Genomic DNA, 16989 nt, shown 5'->3' on the forward strand with positions numbered 1-16989 from the left:
ATTAGACATATTACAAATTACTAATTTTCACATAACTGTTGGAAATGACCTTTCCATTTGCGATAATAAAACTAATATGTGATGGGTAAATGGGGCGAATAAGGATATGGCATTTTAAAACAATAGCATTAAGCCTTACTTTATTAACCGACGCGCAAGCCATTTCACCCTCAAGCGATTTTTAAACCGAAGAAAATGGGTACTTTGGATAAGCGGTAAGTAGACTCTCTGCAAGTCTACTTTATTTTTTTCTCATAAATAAACGAGGTGAAAATCAATGAATGGTATAGAATTTTTAGAATCTGTGTCGCAATTTGGACAAATCATTTTATTGTTCTCCGGCTACGCCCTGTATTGGAGATTAGGTAAAACAAAAAGAGAACGAAGACTAACAAAATATGAGACTTTTCTTAGGTTCTTTGTAATGTTCGGCATATTGGCATGGGCGTTTTCGTTTCTTGCTTTGCATTTGTGGTAACAATCTTCTGTCGATATTTGACTTATTATGATTAAAACCCTTCTTTTGAAAAATGTATGTTGCTTTTACCATTTCAAAAAAGGGGGAGTTCACACATGTTGAAAAGATTGTTTTTTCTAGCGTCGGTTTTCTTTCTTGCTATTGCGACAATAGCACCAGCAGTTCAGCAACCCAATTTAATACGGAGGACGGTTTAGATGGCTTAACTGAAGAACAAATTAAAAAAGCTCTAACAGAAGTTGAGTACATCTTTACTAAGATTTTAGTTTTTGACAAAGAGACGGGGTATACAGTCAAAGAGGATGGGCTTGAAAAGTCTCCTTATACTACAGGTCAAACTAAGCCACAAACCTCCCATAGCATCTCAATTGCATCTCCCGAATAATTGAGATTAAGGATAAAATTCACATGCAGATTCAGAGAGAGCCGATAGAGTAACTGTCTCTTTTAAAAGACATAAAAAATAGCGCTGAAAACACAGCGCCAGTAAAATTGATTATAGGATTTTTGGTTCTTTTTACGATAGCATAGCGACTAGCACAATTGATAGACGGTACGAAAAATACCTTAGAAAATCAGGGGTTAAAAAAATAGTGCTCCACGACTTCAGACTTCACATGCATCATACTTGATCAATAAAAAATGCAATCCATTGGTCATCGCATTGAACAGGTATAGTCACCTTTACCCGTCTGCACAACATGAAGTTATTGGCTTCATGGAAAACGAAAAATTTTAAAAGTGTTACCAAAAAGTAACCGCAGTGCCCTCGAAAGCTTTAGAAGCCTTGATAGCACTGCGGTTTCAAAGTATGTATGGAGACGGTGGGAGTCGAACCCACGTCCAGAAACATCGATTACTTAAGCGTCTACGAGCGTAGCCTGCATATTTGTGTTTTCACTCATCTTCTTGCCTGCGGGCGGGCCTTCCGAGAGCTAGTCTGTTTGTCTCTTCTTACGTTCTCAGACGGGAACGCAAGCGTAGCCTACTTGGATGTGCTCTTCACAGACACATAGGCAATGTCAGGAAGAGCTCGCTGCGCTTATTAGGCAGCTAATGCTACGTTTTGGTTAAAACTGTTAGTTTTGCCAGTTATATTTATGTGCGTGTTTACGAGATCGCCTCTCGGCTCGCAGCTCAAGCTCGATCCATCCCTGTCGAATCCGTAACGTCCCCTTGTTATAAGGGAAATACGGGAGAAATATCAAGCTCTCACTCAAACTGGCTACATTCCTATTATAACATGATCACGGCTCATTTCAATTGACAAATCCTTCAAGAAAAGACCGTGTCATCTCATCGTGAAATCAGTATAGCACAGGCTGGATTTCAGTATCAAGCGTTATGCTTTTTAGAACCCTTTTTGACTGTCTCTGAACGCTCTTTCAATTTCACGCTTCGCATCCTTGCGCTTCAGATCTTCACGTTTGTCATAGTTTTTCTTCCCTTTACCCAGACCGAGAAGAACTTTGGCAAAGCCGTTTTTCAAATACAGCTTGAGCGGAACGAGAGAATAACCTTTTTCCTTCGTTAAGCCGATCAGCTTGTTAATTTCCTTGCGGTGCATTAACAGCTTTCTCGTCCGGAGCGGATCGTGGTTATAGCGGTTTCCCTGCTCATACGGGCTGACGTGCATATTGTGGAGAAATACTTCTCCCCGTTCGATTTTGGCGAAGGAATCTTTTAGATTCACGCGGCCGGCGCGAATCGCTTTGATTTCTGTTCCTTGCAATACAATGCCTGTTTCATATGTTTCTTCTATAAAATAATCGTGATTGGCTTTTTTATTTTGTGATAATACTTTTCCTGACCCTTTCGGCATGCCAGAACCTCCTCTCACTAAGGAAAAACTGTCCACCTTTGCGATACGCTCTATTTTACCAAATGTCACGCATGGCTACAATGAAAAGCTGTTTCCGAAAGAAAGCAAATAGAGCGCTGCGGCCCTATTTGCTGGTTGAGCTGCTATTTCTTCTTTTTCCGTTTCTGCTTCGGTGCGTTTTGAAAGCCGCGTTTTTTCTTTTTTTTCTTCGGCTTTGTGAACCACTCTCCTTTTTCCTCGGAAGGAGCAGGAGATACAGGCGTATTTGTGCTTAACACGCGTTTTCTGGCAGGTTTTCCGCGTTTTCGGCTGCGGCTGTCCATTTCTCTCGGACGGCGCGGGGTGCCTTTCATACCGACGATTTCGAAGTCAATATTGCGCTCGTCTTTATTGACGTCAACGACTTTAACTGTAATTTCATCTCCGATGCGGAACACATTCCCCGTCCGCTCGCCGATCATCGCAAAATGCTGCTCGTCAAAGCGATAATAGTCATCCGTCATAAAGCTGACGTGGACGAGTCCTTCAATTGTATTCGGCAGCTCGACAAACATCCCGAAGTTTGTCACAGAGCTGATCATGCCGTCAAATTCTTCACCGATTTTATCAAGCATATATTCCGCTTTTTTCAAATCATCTGTTTCACGCTCTGCGTCAACTGCACGGCGTTCCATTGATGAAGTATGTTCAGCGATATCCGGAAGCCGTTCAGCCCACTTCTCCTGTGTCGCTTCATCGACCTTGCCGTTGATTAAGTACGTTCTGATCAATCTGTGGACGATTAAATCCGGATAACGGCGGATCGGCGATGTGAAATGGGTATAGAATTCCGTTGACAGGCCGAAGTGCCCTAAGCTTTGCGGGTCGTATTTCGCCTGCTTCATGGAACGTAGCATGACAGTAGAAATCACTGTTTCCTCTGGTCTGTCACGAACAGCGTCAAGAATGCTTTGCAGCGCGCGCGGATGAATATTTCCCGCCGTTCCTTTTACAACATAGCCAAATGTTGTCACAAACTCTAAAAACTTTTGCAGTTTTTCAGCATTAGGCTCTTCGTGTATCCGGTAAATAAACGGAACGTTCATCCAATGGAAATGCTCTGCAACGGTTTCGTTCGCAACAAGCATAAATTCTTCAATCAGTTTTTCGGCGACTGAGCGTTCTCTGATCACAACGTCTTTGACCGCGCCTTCTTCATCGACAAGCACCTTTGCTTCTTTGAAGTCAAAATCTACGGCGCCACGGTTCATCCGCTTTTCGCGAAGAATTTCTGCCAGCCGCTCCATGTCTTTGAACATCGGCACGAGCGGTTCGTACTTTTGCTTTAATTCTTCATCATCATCAACAAGAATCTGATTCACATCGGAATATGTCATTCTTTCCGTTGTTTTGATGACGCTTTGGAAGATTTCGTGCTCTGTGACTTCTCCCCGACTGTTGATGGTCATTTCACAAGAAAGTGTCAGGCGGTCAACCTTCGGATTTAATGAACAAATACCGTTTGACAGTCTGTGCGGAATCATCGGAATCACACGGTCAACCAAATACACACTCGTTCCTCTTTCCATCGCTTCTTTGTCAATCGGCGAGTTTTCAGTCACGTAATGGCTGACGTCGGCAATGTGAACGCCAAGCTTATAGCTGCCGTCATCCAGCTTTGTCACTGTAACCGCGTCATCCAAGTCCTTCGCGTCCGCTCCGTCAATGGTGACAATGACCTGGTCACGGAGATCACGGCGGTCTTTCAGGTCTTTTTCATCAATCGTATCAGGCGTGCTTGTCGCCTGTTCCATTGCATCGGCAGGGAATTCACCCGGCAGTCCGTGCTTATGGATGACTGATAAAATATCAATGCCCGGATCATTTTTATGGCCGAGAATGGATTCAATCTCACCCTCTGCATTCATTCGGCCTTCAGGATAGCTGGTCAGCTTAACAACCACCTTATGCCCTTCAGCCGCTCCATTTTTCCCGCTATTAGGAATGAAGATATCGCTTGTGATTTTTTTGTCATCCGGAATGACAAAACCAAAGTTTTTTGTTTCTGTATAGGTTCCGACTACCCGCTGAATCGCTCTTTCTAAAATACGAATGACGGTGCCCTCTTGTCTGGAGCCGCTTGACTGCGAATTCAGGCGTACCATTACGATATCGCCGTTCATAGCTGTATTCAGCTCATTAGGGGGAATAAACACATCGCTTAACGACGTATCCTCAGGCAGCAAAAAGGCAAATCCCTTCGGATGCGCAGAAAGCTTTCCTTTAATTAAATTCATTTTTTCCGGAATGCCGTAGCGGTCGCTTCTCGTCCGCACGATAAGCCCTTTTTCCTCCAGCGCAACCAGCGCTTTGACGAGCTCTTTAAATTCCTCGGCATCCGTAATCTGTAACATCTCCTCAAGTTCCTGAACAGTCAGAGGCTTGTACGCCTCTTCCTTCATAAACGAGAGAAGCTTATCCATAAATGCTTCTTTTTCCATAATCCGACCTCCTGTTGGTTACCAATCCAGCTTCTCTAAAAATTCATACACATCTTGATGTACGATGTCCCGTTCCTTGTCCAGCGTGATAACATGGCCTGATTCCTCATACCATTTTAGCTGTTTCTCATCAGTTTCCACTTCATTGTAAATAATATTGGCACTTTCGGTATTAATCATGTGATCATGACGGGCTTGCACAACAAATGTCGGAGAATAGATCATATCGACATTCTTTCGCACATCGGCAATCAAGTCTTGCAGCGCCTTAAGGGTATTCATCGGCGTTTTTTCAAATTCCTTCATTTCCTCTTCTATTTGCTCCGGGCTTTTCCCCTCGAATTTTTTGTAATTGCGCGCGTAGGAAAGGACGCCCTGATACATGACCTCTTCGCTTTTAATATGCATTGGCGCGCACATTGGAACAATTCCCTTTATGGGTACAGTGTAACCCAATTTCAGCGAAAAAACCCCGCCAAGCGACAGTCCGCAGGCAGCAATGCTCTCATAGCCTTCAGATTTTAAATATTCATAGCCATCCATGACGTTTTTCCACCAGTCTTCAGGCCCCGTATGTACCAATTCTTCAGGAGGAACGCCGTGTCCTTCATATTGAGGCGCGTGGCACGTATAGCCCCGTTCATTCAAATAACGTCCCAGCATTCTCACATCTGCTGTATTCCCTGTAAAGCCGTGCAGCAAAAGCACCGCTTTGTCTCCGCCTTTAAATGTAAATGGTTTTGGTGTCACAACTTTCATGCTCATTTCTCCCTTTCTTTCTGCACGATCATTTTAGTTTTCCACAGTTTGATAAGAAAAAAACGCTCTGAATATCAGCCAGAAACGTGAAAAAGGCCTGACTTTACATCAGACCTTATACAAACATTGCCCTATAGGATATAAGCAAGCGCAATCGTCAACACGAAAAACAAGACTGCCAGCACAACCGTAATGCGGTGCAGAATCAAATCAAGACCTCTTGCTTTTTGTTTCCCGAAGAGCTGCTCCGCTCCGCCTGAAATCGCACCAGATAATCCGGCGCTTTTACTGGATTGAAGCAAAACGACAATAATAAGTGCAATACTGACGATAACCAATAAGGTAATCAAAACCGCGTGCATCCCTTACACCTCCAGACTCACTGGCCTACATTACTTCTATTTTACATGAAAAGGTTTGGCATGTCACGCCGTATCAGACGCCAAAAGGGCCGGATAAGACATTTTGTTTTGGTTAGCCTATTCGTATGAATTGAACGAAAAGGGAGAACAACAATGCCGATCATCAGCACAGCCAATAAGAAACATCTATATTATGAGGAATATGGACAGGGAATCCCTATCATTTTTATTCACCCGCCGGGCATGGGACGCAAGGTTTTTTATTATCAGCGCCTTCTGGCGGATCATTTCAGGGTGATATTTCCCGATTTAAGCGGACATGGCGACAGCGATCATGCAGACCAGCAAATCTCGATTTCCTATTACGCAAACGAGATCGTGCAATTTATGGATCGTTTGCACATTGGTCAGGCTGCAGTATTCGGGTATTCCGCCGGCAGCTTAATTGCACAGCACATTGGCTTCACCCGGCCAGACAAAGTATCTCATTTGCTGTTGTCCGGCGCGTACCCCGCTGTTCATACCATGGCCGGTCAGCAGCTTCACAAAATGGGAATGTATCTTCTTGAAAAAAGTCCCGGCATGCTGATGAAAATTATCGCCAGCAGCCATACGAAAAACAGACAGCTCCGAAATCTATTAACGAGTCATATGAAAAAAGCTGACCTCGGCCATTGGTATCAATATTATCGGGATTCGCTCCACTACAGCTGCCTTGAACAATTGCCCCGTTTTAACATGCCGATGCTGTTTATGTATGGCGGCCTGCGCGACTGGACCTTTACACATGCAGGCTATTACCGGAAAGCATGCAGCCACGCTGAATTTTTCAGGCTGGAATACCAAGGCCATCAGCTGCCCACAAAACAATGGAAAACATGCAATGAACTTGTGACGGGTTTTGTTTTGACACATTGATGATAAGGCTTAGAAAACGCTTGGTTCCCCAGGCGTCCTTAAGTTATTGACTTTTGTCAACAAAATCATAGTAAAAAAGATCCTCAAACTTCAAGTCAAAATAGTGAAGCATTTTTCCGATCACAAGCTGCCCCGGCCGTCTTTCTCCATTCAGCACACGGCTCAGTGTGGCGGGTGAGACTCCGATTTCCAGCGCAAGCTGATTGAGGGAATAATCGTTATTGACCATATACTGCAATACATAATCACGTCTAATCTGTATCTTTTCTACTGGCACTTTCCTCACCTTCCGTTCATGAAAAAACTTTTTCTATACATTTACATTACGGCGTATGTTAACTTTTGTCAATACATTTCCAGCCTACCTATTCCCTTTAGTCAATAAACATACTAAAATATGAGTAACAGTGAGGGACGGGGTGAGACATATGGAAAGCTTCGGTGAACAATTACGGGCATTGCGTGAGGAGAGAAAGCTGACAGTCAACCAGCTGGCGACTTATTCCGGTGTAAGCGCGGCCGGCATCTCCAGAATTGAAAACGGCAAACGCGGCGTTCCTAAACCTGCCACCATCAAAAAACTGGCGGAGGCCTTAAAAATTCCTTATGAAGGGCTTATGTATAAAGCGGGATATATCGAAGAGATTCATGAAGCCAGAGCGCCTTATGAAACGAAGTGCCAGCTGCTTGAAAAGGCGGAGGCTTATGACCTGAAAAATCTTGCCCTTCTTGAGAGTGAAAAATGGCAGTATCTCAACAAAGAGGATTTGCTCATGCTGGATCATTATTTCTCTTTTATTTCAGACGAAGCCAAAAAACGATCTGCTGATCAATAACTCTTTCCAGAAATGCGAGGCGATCATCATGTCAACATTCGGACAGGAATTAAGGGCGCTGCGCCGCGCCCGCAAACTGACAGTAAACCAGCTTGCGGTGTACTCGGGCATCAGCTCAGCGACCATTTCAAAAATAGAAAACGGCAAGCGCGGCACACCAAAGCCCGCGACCATAAAAAAGCTCGCAGCGGTGCTGAAAATACCGCACGAAAACCTGATGGCAGCCGCAGGGCACATTACCGCTTTTCCTGAAGAAATTCGGGAGGCTTCGGAAAGCTATCAGTCTATTTATGCGATTTATCAGACGGCTGTCACTCGAGGAACGGAGAACCTGTCTCTTTTTAACAGCGAAAAATGGCGGCATCTCTCCAAGCAGGATATTGAAAATCTCAGCAAATACTTCGATTTTTTAGCTTCCGAAGCGAAAAAACGCTCCTCTTCCACGTAATCTTCTGCATCTCTTTCCGCATTTTATCAATCACGCATGCATACGTTCCCTCGTTATTTGCGTTATAATAATGACAGACGAGGTGAAAAGTATGAACCAATCAGAAATGTGTCCTAGATTTGAAAAAGCAGTCGACATCTTGAGCAAACGCTGGGTTGCTTTAATCGTTTTTCAACTGTTGAACGGTCAGCAGCGATTTAGCGAAATAGAAGCAGCACTTCCAAATCTAAGCGGCAGAGTTCTGTCAGAAAGGCTGAAAGAACTTGAGCTTGAAGGAGTGGTTAAGCGGGACGTCATCCCCGAAACTCCGGTTCGCATCGAATATTCATTAACCGACAAAGGAATGGCGTTAGCGCCCATTCTGGGTGAAATCTCCAAATGGGCGACTGAATGGATTGACCCTTCCTTTCATATGTAATTGCTAAAACGGTTCTATCTCCACGGAGAGAAGAGCCGTTTTTTATTTTTTATTTCCAGGTGAAAAAACAATTTCTCAGCCGATATATAGTACATCACATCACTTTTTTTAAAAGGAGAACACTTATATGCGACTGACGATTTCCCGCAAATTCAGCCTGGTATTTTTGACACTGATCCTCATCAATCTGCTTATAGGCGGAATAGGCGCTTTCAATATGCAGCACATCATCAAAAAGACAGATGAAATCAACACAAAATGGATAGACGGCATTAAAGAAATCACATCTATTAATTATTTGACAGAGCACCTTTCCTCTACGGAAAAAGATTTCCTGATTTATACAGACAAAGACAAAATGGATACGCTGGAACAAGATATGAACCAGATTCTTAAGGATATCAATGAAAAGCTTGGTAACTACGAAAAGACAATCTCTAATGACAAAGAACGCAGCATTTTCGAACAGCTCAAGACTGAAGTCAACTCATATACGAATATTCATAACCAGATTTTAGAGAGCGGACGCACGAATGATATAGATAAAGCAAGGGGTTTATTGGTACAGACTGAAGCAAGCTTTGAGGATATGAAAAAATCAATCACTGAACTGGTTGACTTTAATAAAGAAGGCAGCAACACGGCGGTGAAAGAAACCAAGGACGTTTATTATAAAGGCCTCATTTACACGGCTTTGCTTCTGGCAGCTTCCATCGTCATCAGCATATGTATTTGGCTTTATATCAATCGCAGCATTGTAAAACCGATTATTCGAATGAAGTCATCTGCGAATGAAATCGCCGAGGGCAATCTGTCAAATGACATAGAGCCGCTGGCCTCAAAAGACGAGCTTGGCGATCTGAACGAAGCGCTTCAGAAAATGGTAGGGAATTTAAGAGATATCGTCGGATATTCAAAAGAAATCTCCACCCGCGTGCTTTCTTCATCACAGGTGCTGACCACTGCAACGAATGAAACAAGAACCGGCAGCAGGCATATTACCGAAACGATGAACGAAATGGCTGAAGGCTCCGAGCAGCAGGCGCAAGACGCTGTGACAATCGCCGAATCAATGAATGAATTTACAGAAAGCATTGATAAAGCCTACAATCACGGCATGACGATCAGCGATACGTCTCAAAACGTTCTCGAACTCGCCGTAAACGGAAACGAAAATATGGATACGTCAGTGCAGCAAATGAAAACAATCCATCATATCGTTCAGGAGGCCGTTCATAAAGTGAGATCGCTGGAACAGCATTCTCAGGACATCAACAAGCTTGTTCAGGTCATCAACGGCATTGCCGAGCAAACGAACTTATTGTCACTTAATGCCGCAATTGAGGCAGCCCGCGCAGGAGAAAGCGGCAAAGGCTTCGCCGTTGTGGCTGAGGAGGTCCGAAAGCTCGCAGATGGCGTATCTGACTCCGTTCAGGATATCACTAAAATAGTTGGCGGCACACAGCAGGAAATCAACACTGTCATCCAGTACCTGGAAAGCAGCTTTACCGAAGTAGAAAAAGGTACTGAAAACCTGACTGACACCGGACAGGCCATGCAGAACATTAAGCAATCGGTCACCTATGTAGCGGACAGTATTAAGGAAGTAACGGACGGATTAAAGCAGTTAACAAACCAATCGATCACAATTAACCAATCGATTGAAAATATCGCCTCCGTTTCTGAAGAATCCGCCGCCGGTATTGAAGAAACATTTTCCATTACCGAGCAATCCGCCCATTCAATGGATCAAGTGCTTCAAAATGCTGAGGAGCTTGAGCGTTTGGCGAAAGAACTTAATGAGAAAATGGATCAGTTTACAATTTAAATAAGAAAAAAGAGGCTGGAATCATCCAAGCCTCTTTTTTTGTTCTTATGCAGCTGTTTGAATACGTCTCACCCTGGTTCTTTTTTTCTTGACCGGATGTAACGCCCGCTCCACCCAAGCCATGAGCAAATCAGCCGCAACCGCCATCACCGCAGTCGGAATCGCGCCGGCTAGAATAATCGCCGTTCCGTTTGTGGCGTTTGACCCGCGGACGATCATATCCCCAAGGCCGCCGGCACCGACAAATGTGCCGATTGCTGTAATGCCGATAGCGATGACGAGAGCCGTTCGAAGGCCTGCCATAATGACAGAAAGCGCGAGCGGGAGCTCAACCATCCGAAGAACTTGGAATTTCGTCATCCCCATCGCTTTTCCTGATTCTAAGTATGCGTGTTCAATGCTGACAATGCCTGTGTACGTGTTTCGGATAATCGGTAGCAGGGAATACAGAAATAATGATAAAATCACTGTGTTTGCGCCGAGCCCCATGACAAGCATCAGGACTGCCAGCATGGCGAGCGCCGGAATCGTCTGAATGACATTTGTTACGGCGAATACCCATCCTGACAAGCGGCGGAAATGCGCAATGAGGATTCCGACCGGAACCCCGACGACAGCAGCAAACAAGACGCCGTAAGCCGACATGAGAAAATGGCGGCCGAATTCTTCCATTACATAGCTGCCGTTCTGTGCATAATACGTCATTAACTGTTCAAGCACATTCATTGGTCAATCCCCCTTTCACGATTCGAAGTAGTGATGCTTTTGCAAATATTCCTTGGCAACGACAGACGGTTCTTTTAGGTTACCGTCGACTTCATAGTTAAGCTCCTGCATCGTGGCTGTATCGATTTTTCCGATCATTTTCTGAATGATGCCTTCCAGTTCAGGATGTTCTTTAAGCACCTGTTCCGGAACAACAGGAGAGCAGTCGTACGGAGGGAAAAATTGTTTATCATCCTTTAGCATTTTGAGATCATAGGACTTGATTCTCCCGTCCGTGGAGTAAGCGAGGACAATGTCCATTTTTCCGCTTTTCACCGCGTCATACACAAGCCCGATCTGCATCGGATACGTGCCGCCGAATGTCATGCCGTAGGTTTTCGTAAAATCCTGATAGCCGTTCCCTTTCAGCTTCATCCAATAATTGTCGACGCCCAACTTTAATTGCGGCGCCCATTTTTTGATGTCTGATACGTTTTCTAAATGATATTGGTCCGCAAGCTTCTTGCTGACGGTAAAGGCATACGTATTATCAAACCCGTAGGAGTCATACCATTTTAAATCGTATCTTTTTTTAAACTCCTGCTGTGTCAGCGCCAGCGCTTTGTCCGGATCTTTTTCAGGTTTCATCCTCAGCGTGCCTGTCAGCGCGTCACCTGTATATCTTGTGGCCGCAATATCGATTTCTCCGTTCATCAAGGCCTGCTGCTGCACCGCGTTGGAGCCAAGATTTTTAATGGTTGTTGTTTTTAGATCCGTATGGTGTTCGATCAGCTGGCCAAGCATGCTTGCGATGATTTCTGATTCACTCATGCTTTGCGCGCCGATTTTGATGGTCTGGTCTGAAGCGGCGCTGAGCCCGGGAAGCGAACAGCCGCTTAGCATCAGCATTACTGCGAGCGTAAAACCGCTCAGCCATTTAAGATGTTTTCTTTTCATGAGCAGCCTCCTTATGAAACTTCCTTCATTCCCTGCAGTCCGGCAGGCGTGATTTTTCGTTCCGTCAACGCAAGCACATAATCAATGACAATCGCCAATATCGTGACGGGAACCGCTCCTCCGATGATATATTCCGGCTGATATAAATTCAGGCCGATGAAAATATAATCACCCAATCCGCCGCCTCCGATAAAGGATGCAAGCGTCGCCCAGCCGATTAAATAAATCGTGGATGTTCTGATCCCCGCCATGATGACGGGCGCGGCAAGCGGCAATTCCACGAGGCGGATTTGTTCAGCTGCCGTCATCCCGATGCCTTTTCCTGATTCAAGCAGATTTTTGTTAACGCCGCGAATCCCGGTATACGTGTTGCGCAGGATCGGCAAAACGGAATAGAAAAACAAGGCCACAATAGCCGGAACTTTTCCGACTCCCAAGAGCGGGATAAAGAAAGCGAGGATTGCCAGACTGGGCAGCGTCTGAATGATATTCACAATGCCGATAATGGAGCCGGCTCCTTTTTTCATTCTGGTAAGCACAATCCCAAGAGGCACAGCGGCAGCCACGCCTAAAATGACGGCGAGGAGAGAAATGGTGATATGCTCATATGTTTTGTAAAGCAGCTCGCCTCCGTTGGTTTGCAAAAATTCAATGATATGATCCATGTCTGACAACCTCCCTATGACAATACTGCGAGCTTTTTTTCTTCTCCCCAGATGGACTCATACACAATGTCAACCAGGCTCGCTCTCGTCACAATTCCTATTAAACGGCTGTCTTCATCTACAACCGGCACGTACTTTACACCCCGTTTTAAAATTTTGTGTACTGTATCCCGCAGCAGTGTTGCGCCCAAGACGGTGTAGATGTCTTGATGCAGGACCTCGCCTACGAGCTCGGCTTTCTTCCGGCATTGATCAATGATTTCCACATCTACATAGCCTAGAAGAACATGGCTGTCATCTACAACCAGCAGCGAGTCGACACGCTCCTGCTTCATCAGCTGGATCGCTTCAGAGAGCATTTTATCCGCCGTAATGGTCACCGGGTGTGTACTCATAATTTGATCAACCCGCTCAACATCAGGACTTGATGACTGAATCAGGCGCTCCTTGCCGATAAACTCCTCAACAAATTCGTTTGCCGGATTTCTCAGAATATCATCAGGCGTTCCGATCTGCACAATCTCTCCGCCTTTTAAAATGACGATCCGGTCTGCTAGCTTAATCGCTTCATCCATATCATGGGTAACAAATACGATGGTTTTATGTAAGGTTTTTTGCAGTTTTTTAAATTCTTCCTGAAGGGAATCCCTCGTAATCGGGTCAAGCGCCCCAAACGGTTCATCCATTAAGATAAGCGGCGGTTCCGCGGCAAGTGCCCGTAATACACCTATTCGCTGCTGCTGTCCCCCGCTTAATTCATGAGGATAACGGTCTAAATATTCAGGTCCCATATCAACCAATTTTAAAAGCTCACGCGCACGTTCTTTCCGCTGCTGCTCCGGCCATTTCAGCAGCTTAGGCACAAGTGAAATGTTCTGCTGAATGGTCATATGGGGGAACAGTCCGATCTGCTGAATGACATAGCCGATCTTACGCCTGAGTTCTACCGGGTCCTGTTCCATCATGTTCTCGCCGTCAATAAAAATCTGACCGGCTGACGGCTCAATTAATCGGTTAATCATTTTCATCGTTGTCGTTTTTCCGCAGCCGCTTGGACCGATAAAACAGATAAATTCACCTTTTTCAATTTCCAGATTCACGCTGTTCACAGCTTTTTTTCCGCCCTTATATGTTTTCGAGACATTTTTTAATGTCAGCAAACATCGCACCTCCAAAATTAAATTCATTCAATTCGTTCAGTTCATATTTAATTTTTCAGATAATTGAATGCTTCCCATTATAGAATAAAGTTTATAAAATAAAAAGTTTACAATTTGTTCATATTATTTATAAAGTATGTGTAAACCCTGATTTACCCGTATTGACCGGTAATGATCTCCTTATTGCTCCAATTTCCTGCCAAATTCTATGATTACAGCATTTCCGCCGCATCAAAAATGTGGTATATTGACATCGGAATTGTTAGCTGAAAGGATTGAAACTGTTGGAGAAAGATCCGTTAACGATAATTGAACAGACTGAAGACCACCTCATAGAAAGAATCGCGGAAAACATGCATGCATTTGGAATGCCCTCTACCGTTGGACGTGTGCTGGGCATTATTTATATGAATCGCAAGCCGATGACGCTGACGGAATTATCAGAAGCGACCGGCATGAGCAAAACGCGAATGAGCCAGGCCGTGCGGGACATGCTCGATGCCAACATCGCCGAGAAGGTGTTTGAAAAGGGCGTGCGAAAAGACTTATACGATGTTGAAGAGGATTACTATCAAACCTTTATCACTCTGTTTACAGCCACTTGGAGCAAAGTCGTCAGCAAAAATAAAATGATGCATAAAAAACTCAACCGGGAGCTGCTCAGTATCTTGGATGAAGAGCTTTCTCCTGAAGCGGAAGAAAAGGTGAATGAGCTGTTGAAGGAATTAAAGGAATGGCTCGACTATTACAATTGGCTCGGCCGTCTGATTGAGTTTTTTGAGAGTGAAGAGATTTTTAAATATGTGCCGAAACCGTAAAGAAGTTCCCAAAATTGATATTGGGAACTTTACGTACAATACAAATTTTAAATATCAAATTTTTCCCACAAAACAAAACCAAATATAATTTACAATATTTTGTTTATTATCCATTTTATGTTGATTATTCTTACTAGTTATTATATAATCTTTTTGAAATGATTAGATTGGCTTAAAGGAGGTAACCCAAATCAAAAAAAGAGCAATTATAACTATAACGACTATATGTTTCCTTTCACTTTCTTCCTATTACTTTAGTAATATCTCACCTCAGAATCCACTGTTTAAAAAAAATTTTTTGCAACAATTGTCTCCCCAAGGCTTTGGCTTTTATAGTAAAAGCCCTACTGAAGAAAACATTTCGTTTCACACAAAAGAAAATTTAAAGTTACCTAATGCACTTCCTAATAATTTTTTCGGGATAAAAAGAGAAGGAAGAGTTCAGGCAATAGAATTAGGCAAAATTGTTGAGAATATCGAACCAAAGAATTGGAAAACATGTGAAAACAACACTTCCTGCACAAATTTAGAGAGACAAATGAAGCCTATTGAAGTAAAAAAAAGCAAGGACTATACACATCTTAGCAAAGGAGAGTACCTTATATACCGACAAAAGCCACTCTCATGGTATTGGATAGATTTTAAACAAACTACCTCTTTTGAAAGAAAGGTGCTAAAAGTAAAAATAATATGAAAATATTAAATAGTTTCGAAGGTTATATTGACACCTATAATCCATGGAAAAATACATATGCACTTTCTAGAAGTTTACTTGGTTTCTCAACATTACTAGTTTTAGTATTTAATAGTGCTGATATTTTATTTAGTTATAGTGCAAATAATGTCACGTGTGAAAATGTCTATATTCCCACTGCCTTTTGTTTTGCTAACAAATATAGCATCAGTTTTGAGGTTATAAGATACTTAATGATTTTTATATTAGCTTTAGTGGTTATAGGATGGAGGCCTAGATTTACCGGTTTTTTCCACTGGTATATTTGCTATAGCATTCAAACTTCAGCTTTAACTATTGATGGCGGTGAACAAATTGCAACTGTTCTTTCATTTCTTTTATTTCCTGTTACATTATTAGATTCAAGGCAAAATCATTGGAAAATAATAGATATCAATTATGAATCTTTCACAAAGAAGATAGTATTATTTTATTTAGTGACAATAATTAAAATTCAAGTTTTTGTAATCTATTTAAATGCAGCTTTAGAGCGCTTGAAAAATAAAGAGTGGGCTGAAGGGACAGCAATTTATTATTTCTTTTCTGATCCTGTTTTTGGATTGCCTGATTATCAACTTAATTTATTGAATCCACTGCTTGAAAGCAACTATATTGTTGTCATCACTTGGTTAGTAACTATTTTTGAGCTGTTCTTAGCAGCAAGTATAGTTTCTAATATCAGAATAAAAAAAATTGCATTAATATTAGGAATAATATTTCACATAGGGATAATAATCAGCATCGGTATTGTAAGTTTCGGCTTAATCATGATATCTGCATTAATTATATATCTACATCCTATACAACAAAATATCAATTTGAATTGGTGTTCTCCTTTATTTAAATATATATCCGTAAAAGGAAAAAGGAATTTCAAAAGATTAGGAGGTGAATCAGTCAAGTTCCTTACAAAATTGTTTCATAACTAATATTTAGATAATGGAGAAATAACTTAATGGAGGTATAATAATTTGAAAAGTAAATTACTTAGGCTATTGATTGTTTCCATGGTGACGATATTGGTTTTTTCATTAGTAGGATTCTCTAAGGAGTCAAGTACATCTGCTAAAGAAAACAATACATTTTCTGGAGAAGATTACTTTAGAGGACTTTTATTTGGCCAAGGAGAGGTTGGTAAATTAATTTCTAGCGATTTGGACCCTAAACTCGTAAAAGAGGCGAATAGTACAGAAGGTAAAAAATTAGTGAATGATGTAGTCAAATTTATAAAAAAAGATCAACCACAATATCTGGATGAATTGAAACAATCGATTGACAGTAAAGACCCTAAAAAACTCATTGATAATATGAATAAAGCAGATCAACTTATCCAAAAATATGCCAAGAAAAATCAAAACGTAAAATACTCTACCAATAAAGCAACTCCATCTTGCGGGCTTTATGCCGTCTGTGTAGCAGCTGGATATTTATATGTTGTAGGCGTTAACGCGGTAGCATTGCAAACCGCTGCCGCCGTAACAACTGCAGTTTGGAAATACGTTGCCAAATATTCCTCTTCAGCTTCTAATAATAATTCTGATCTAGAAGCTGCTGCTGCAAAAACCCTAAAATTGATTCATCAATAATCATTATAAAAAAAGT

19 protein-coding genes and 1 other RNA gene are annotated in these 16989 nt (G+C 42.6%); 10 read left to right on the forward strand and 10 right to left on the reverse strand.

The window, feature by feature from the left end:
- Positions 1-277: 277 nt before the first annotated feature.
- Complete coding sequence (locus NYE43_RS17570) at positions 278-478, forward strand: hypothetical protein (protein WP_024122855.1); 201 nt, start codon at positions 278-280, stop codon at positions 476-478.
- 813 nt (positions 479-1291) lie between these two features.
- On the opposite strand, the gene ssrA is transcribed toward NYE43_RS17570, so the two are convergent.
- From ssrA to secG, 5 genes are all read right to left on the reverse strand, one after another.
- Positions 1292-1654, reverse strand: a transfer-messenger RNA (tmRNA) gene (ssrA, locus tag NYE43_RS17575).
- A gap of 175 nt (positions 1655-1829) precedes the next feature.
- Entirely contained in the window at positions 1830-2300 is a 471-nt protein-coding gene (gene smpB / locus NYE43_RS17580) for an SsrA-binding protein (RefSeq protein WP_010331890.1), read from the reverse strand.
- A gap of 143 nt (positions 2301-2443) precedes the next feature.
- A complete protein-coding gene (gene rnr, locus NYE43_RS17585) occupies positions 2444-4780 on the reverse strand; it encodes a ribonuclease R (protein ID WP_095713015.1) in 2337 nt (778 codons plus the stop codon).
- Positions 4781-4798: 18 nt separating this feature from the next.
- Positions 4799-5539, reverse strand: coding sequence for an alpha/beta hydrolase (locus NYE43_RS17590; RefSeq protein ID WP_024122857.1), 741 nt, complete (start codon positions 5537-5539; stop codon positions 4799-4801).
- Positions 5540-5670: 131 nt separating this feature from the next.
- The gene (secG, locus tag NYE43_RS17595; RefSeq protein ID WP_003220028.1) at positions 5671-5901 is read right to left on the reverse strand and encodes a preprotein translocase subunit SecG; all 231 of its coding nucleotides are present in this window, start codon (positions 5899-5901) and stop codon (positions 5671-5673) included.
- A gap of 153 nt (positions 5902-6054) precedes the next feature.
- Between secG and NYE43_RS17600 the strand changes: the two genes are divergently transcribed.
- Complete coding sequence (locus NYE43_RS17600) at positions 6055-6819, forward strand: alpha/beta fold hydrolase (RefSeq protein WP_341062249.1); 765 nt, start codon at positions 6055-6057, stop codon at positions 6817-6819.
- Positions 6820-6862: 43 nt separating this feature from the next.
- Here NYE43_RS17600 and NYE43_RS17605 read toward each other — a convergent pair whose 3' ends face one another.
- Entirely contained in the window at positions 6863-7096 is a 234-nt protein-coding gene (locus NYE43_RS17605) for a helix-turn-helix domain-containing protein (RefSeq protein WP_024122859.1), read from the reverse strand.
- Between the two features lie 151 nt (positions 7097-7247).
- Between NYE43_RS17605 and rghR the strand changes: the two genes are divergently transcribed.
- The 4 genes from rghR to NYE43_RS17625 all read left to right on the forward strand — a co-directional run bounded on the left by rghR (position 7248) and on the right by NYE43_RS17625 (position 10349).
- Positions 7248-7655 (forward strand): transcriptional repressor RghR, encoded by a 408-nt coding sequence (gene rghR / locus NYE43_RS17610; protein ID WP_024122860.1) that lies wholly within the window; start codon positions 7248-7250, stop codon positions 7653-7655.
- A gap of 28 nt (positions 7656-7683) precedes the next feature.
- Positions 7684-8103 carry a helix-turn-helix domain-containing protein gene (locus tag NYE43_RS17615; RefSeq protein WP_024122861.1) on the forward strand — a complete coding sequence of 140 codons (420 nt, stop codon included), beginning with the start codon at positions 7684-7686 and terminating at the stop codon, positions 8101-8103.
- A 91-nt stretch (positions 8104-8194) separates the two neighbouring features.
- Positions 8195-8521 carry a catDE operon transcriptional regulator CatR gene (gene catR, locus NYE43_RS17620; RefSeq protein ID WP_010331897.1) on the forward strand — a complete coding sequence of 109 codons (327 nt, stop codon included), beginning with the start codon at positions 8195-8197 and terminating at the stop codon, positions 8519-8521.
- A 127-nt stretch (positions 8522-8648) separates the two neighbouring features.
- Positions 8649-10349: a HAMP domain-containing methyl-accepting chemotaxis protein gene (locus NYE43_RS17625; protein WP_341062250.1), complete on the forward strand. Its 1701-nt coding sequence runs from the start codon at positions 8649-8651 to the stop codon at positions 10347-10349.
- A 45-nt stretch (positions 10350-10394) separates the two neighbouring features.
- Here the strand turns inward: NYE43_RS17625 and opuBD are convergent, their stop codons facing one another.
- From opuBD to opuBA, 4 genes are read right to left on the reverse strand one after another with little or no spacing between them, the layout of a single operon-like run.
- Positions 10395-11075: a choline ABC transporter permease OpuBD gene (opuBD, locus tag NYE43_RS17630; protein ID WP_024122863.1), complete on the reverse strand. Its 681-nt coding sequence runs from the start codon at positions 11073-11075 to the stop codon at positions 10395-10397.
- Between the two features lie 15 nt (positions 11076-11090).
- Positions 11091-12011 (reverse strand): choline ABC transporter substrate-binding lipoprotein OpuBC, encoded by a 921-nt coding sequence (gene opuBC / locus NYE43_RS17635; RefSeq protein WP_101864780.1) that lies wholly within the window; start codon positions 12009-12011, stop codon positions 11091-11093.
- Positions 12012-12022: 11 nt separating this feature from the next.
- On the reverse strand, positions 12023-12676 hold the full coding sequence (locus NYE43_RS17640; RefSeq protein WP_024122865.1) for an ABC transporter permease: 654 nt from the start codon (positions 12674-12676) through the stop codon (positions 12023-12025).
- 14 nt (positions 12677-12690) lie between these two features.
- Positions 12691-13836 (reverse strand): choline ABC transporter ATP-binding protein OpuBA, encoded by a 1146-nt coding sequence (gene opuBA / locus NYE43_RS17645; protein WP_188323308.1) that lies wholly within the window; start codon positions 13834-13836, stop codon positions 12691-12693.
- Positions 13837-14120: 284 nt separating this feature from the next.
- On the opposite strand from opuBA, the gene NYE43_RS17650 reads away from it, so the two are divergent.
- From NYE43_RS17650 to sdpC, 4 genes are all read left to right on the forward strand, one after another.
- On the forward strand, positions 14121-14654 hold the full coding sequence (locus NYE43_RS17650; RefSeq protein WP_188323309.1) for a GbsR/MarR family transcriptional regulator: 534 nt from the start codon (positions 14121-14123) through the stop codon (positions 14652-14654).
- Between the two features lie 214 nt (positions 14655-14868).
- Positions 14869-15348 (forward strand): sporulation-delaying system protein SdpA, encoded by a 480-nt coding sequence (gene sdpA, locus NYE43_RS17655; protein ID WP_188323822.1) that lies wholly within the window; start codon positions 14869-14871, stop codon positions 15346-15348.
- Positions 15345-16316, forward strand: a complete 972-nt coding sequence (locus NYE43_RS17660; RefSeq protein WP_024122869.1) for a sporulation-delaying protein SdpB family protein — start codon at positions 15345-15347, stop codon at positions 16314-16316. The genes sdpA and NYE43_RS17660 overlap by 4 nt, the downstream gene beginning before the upstream one ends.
- Positions 16317-16358: 42 nt before the next feature.
- Positions 16359-16973 (forward strand): sporulation delaying protein SdpC, encoded by a 615-nt coding sequence (gene sdpC / locus NYE43_RS17665; protein ID WP_024122870.1) that lies wholly within the window; start codon positions 16359-16361, stop codon positions 16971-16973.
- Positions 16974-16989 lie beyond the last annotated feature (16 nt).

Source organism: Bacillus sp. FSL R5-0434, from assembly GCF_038004745.1.
In the GTDB taxonomy this organism is placed as follows: domain Bacteria; phylum Bacillota; class Bacilli; order Bacillales; family Bacillaceae; genus Bacillus; species Bacillus halotolerans.

What these genes read in the sequence shown, in the direction of transcription:
- NYE43_RS17570 (WP_024122855.1), top strand. Translation starts at nt 278, where the DNA reads ATGAATGGTATAGAATTTTTAGAATCTGTGTCGCAATTTGGACAAATC.
- smpB (WP_010331890.1), bottom strand. Translation starts at nt 2,300, where the DNA reads ATGCCGAAAGGGTCAGGAAAAGTATTATCACAAAATAAAAAAGCCAAT.
- rnr (WP_095713015.1), bottom strand. Translation starts at nt 4,780, where the DNA reads ATGGAAAAAGAAGCATTTATGGATAAGCTTCTCTCGTTTATGAAGGAA.
- NYE43_RS17590 (WP_024122857.1), bottom strand. Translation starts at nt 5,539, where the DNA reads ATGAAAGTTGTGACACCAAAACCATTTACATTTAAAGGCGGAGACAAA.
- secG (WP_003220028.1), bottom strand. Translation starts at nt 5,901, where the DNA reads ATGCACGCGGTTTTGATTACCTTATTGGTTATCGTCAGTATTGCACTT.
- NYE43_RS17600 (WP_341062249.1), top strand. Translation starts at nt 6,055, where the DNA reads ATGCCGATCATCAGCACAGCCAATAAGAAACATCTATATTATGAGGAA.
- rghR (WP_024122860.1), top strand. Translation starts at nt 7,248, where the DNA reads ATGGAAAGCTTCGGTGAACAATTACGGGCATTGCGTGAGGAGAGAAAG.
- NYE43_RS17615 (WP_024122861.1), top strand. Translation starts at nt 7,684, where the DNA reads ATGTCAACATTCGGACAGGAATTAAGGGCGCTGCGCCGCGCCCGCAAA.
- catR (WP_010331897.1), top strand. Translation starts at nt 8,195, where the DNA reads ATGAACCAATCAGAAATGTGTCCTAGATTTGAAAAAGCAGTCGACATC.
- NYE43_RS17625 (WP_341062250.1), top strand. Translation starts at nt 8,649, where the DNA reads ATGCGACTGACGATTTCCCGCAAATTCAGCCTGGTATTTTTGACACTG.
- opuBD (WP_024122863.1), bottom strand. Translation starts at nt 11,075, where the DNA reads ATGAATGTGCTTGAACAGTTAATGACGTATTATGCACAGAACGGCAGC.
- opuBC (WP_101864780.1), bottom strand. Translation starts at nt 12,011, where the DNA reads ATGAAAAGAAAACATCTTAAATGGCTGAGCGGTTTTACGCTCGCAGTA.
- NYE43_RS17640 (WP_024122865.1), bottom strand. Translation starts at nt 12,676, where the DNA reads ATGGATCATATCATTGAATTTTTGCAAACCAACGGAGGCGAGCTGCTT.
- NYE43_RS17660 (WP_024122869.1), top strand. Translation starts at nt 15,345, where the DNA reads ATGAAAATATTAAATAGTTTCGAAGGTTATATTGACACCTATAATCCA.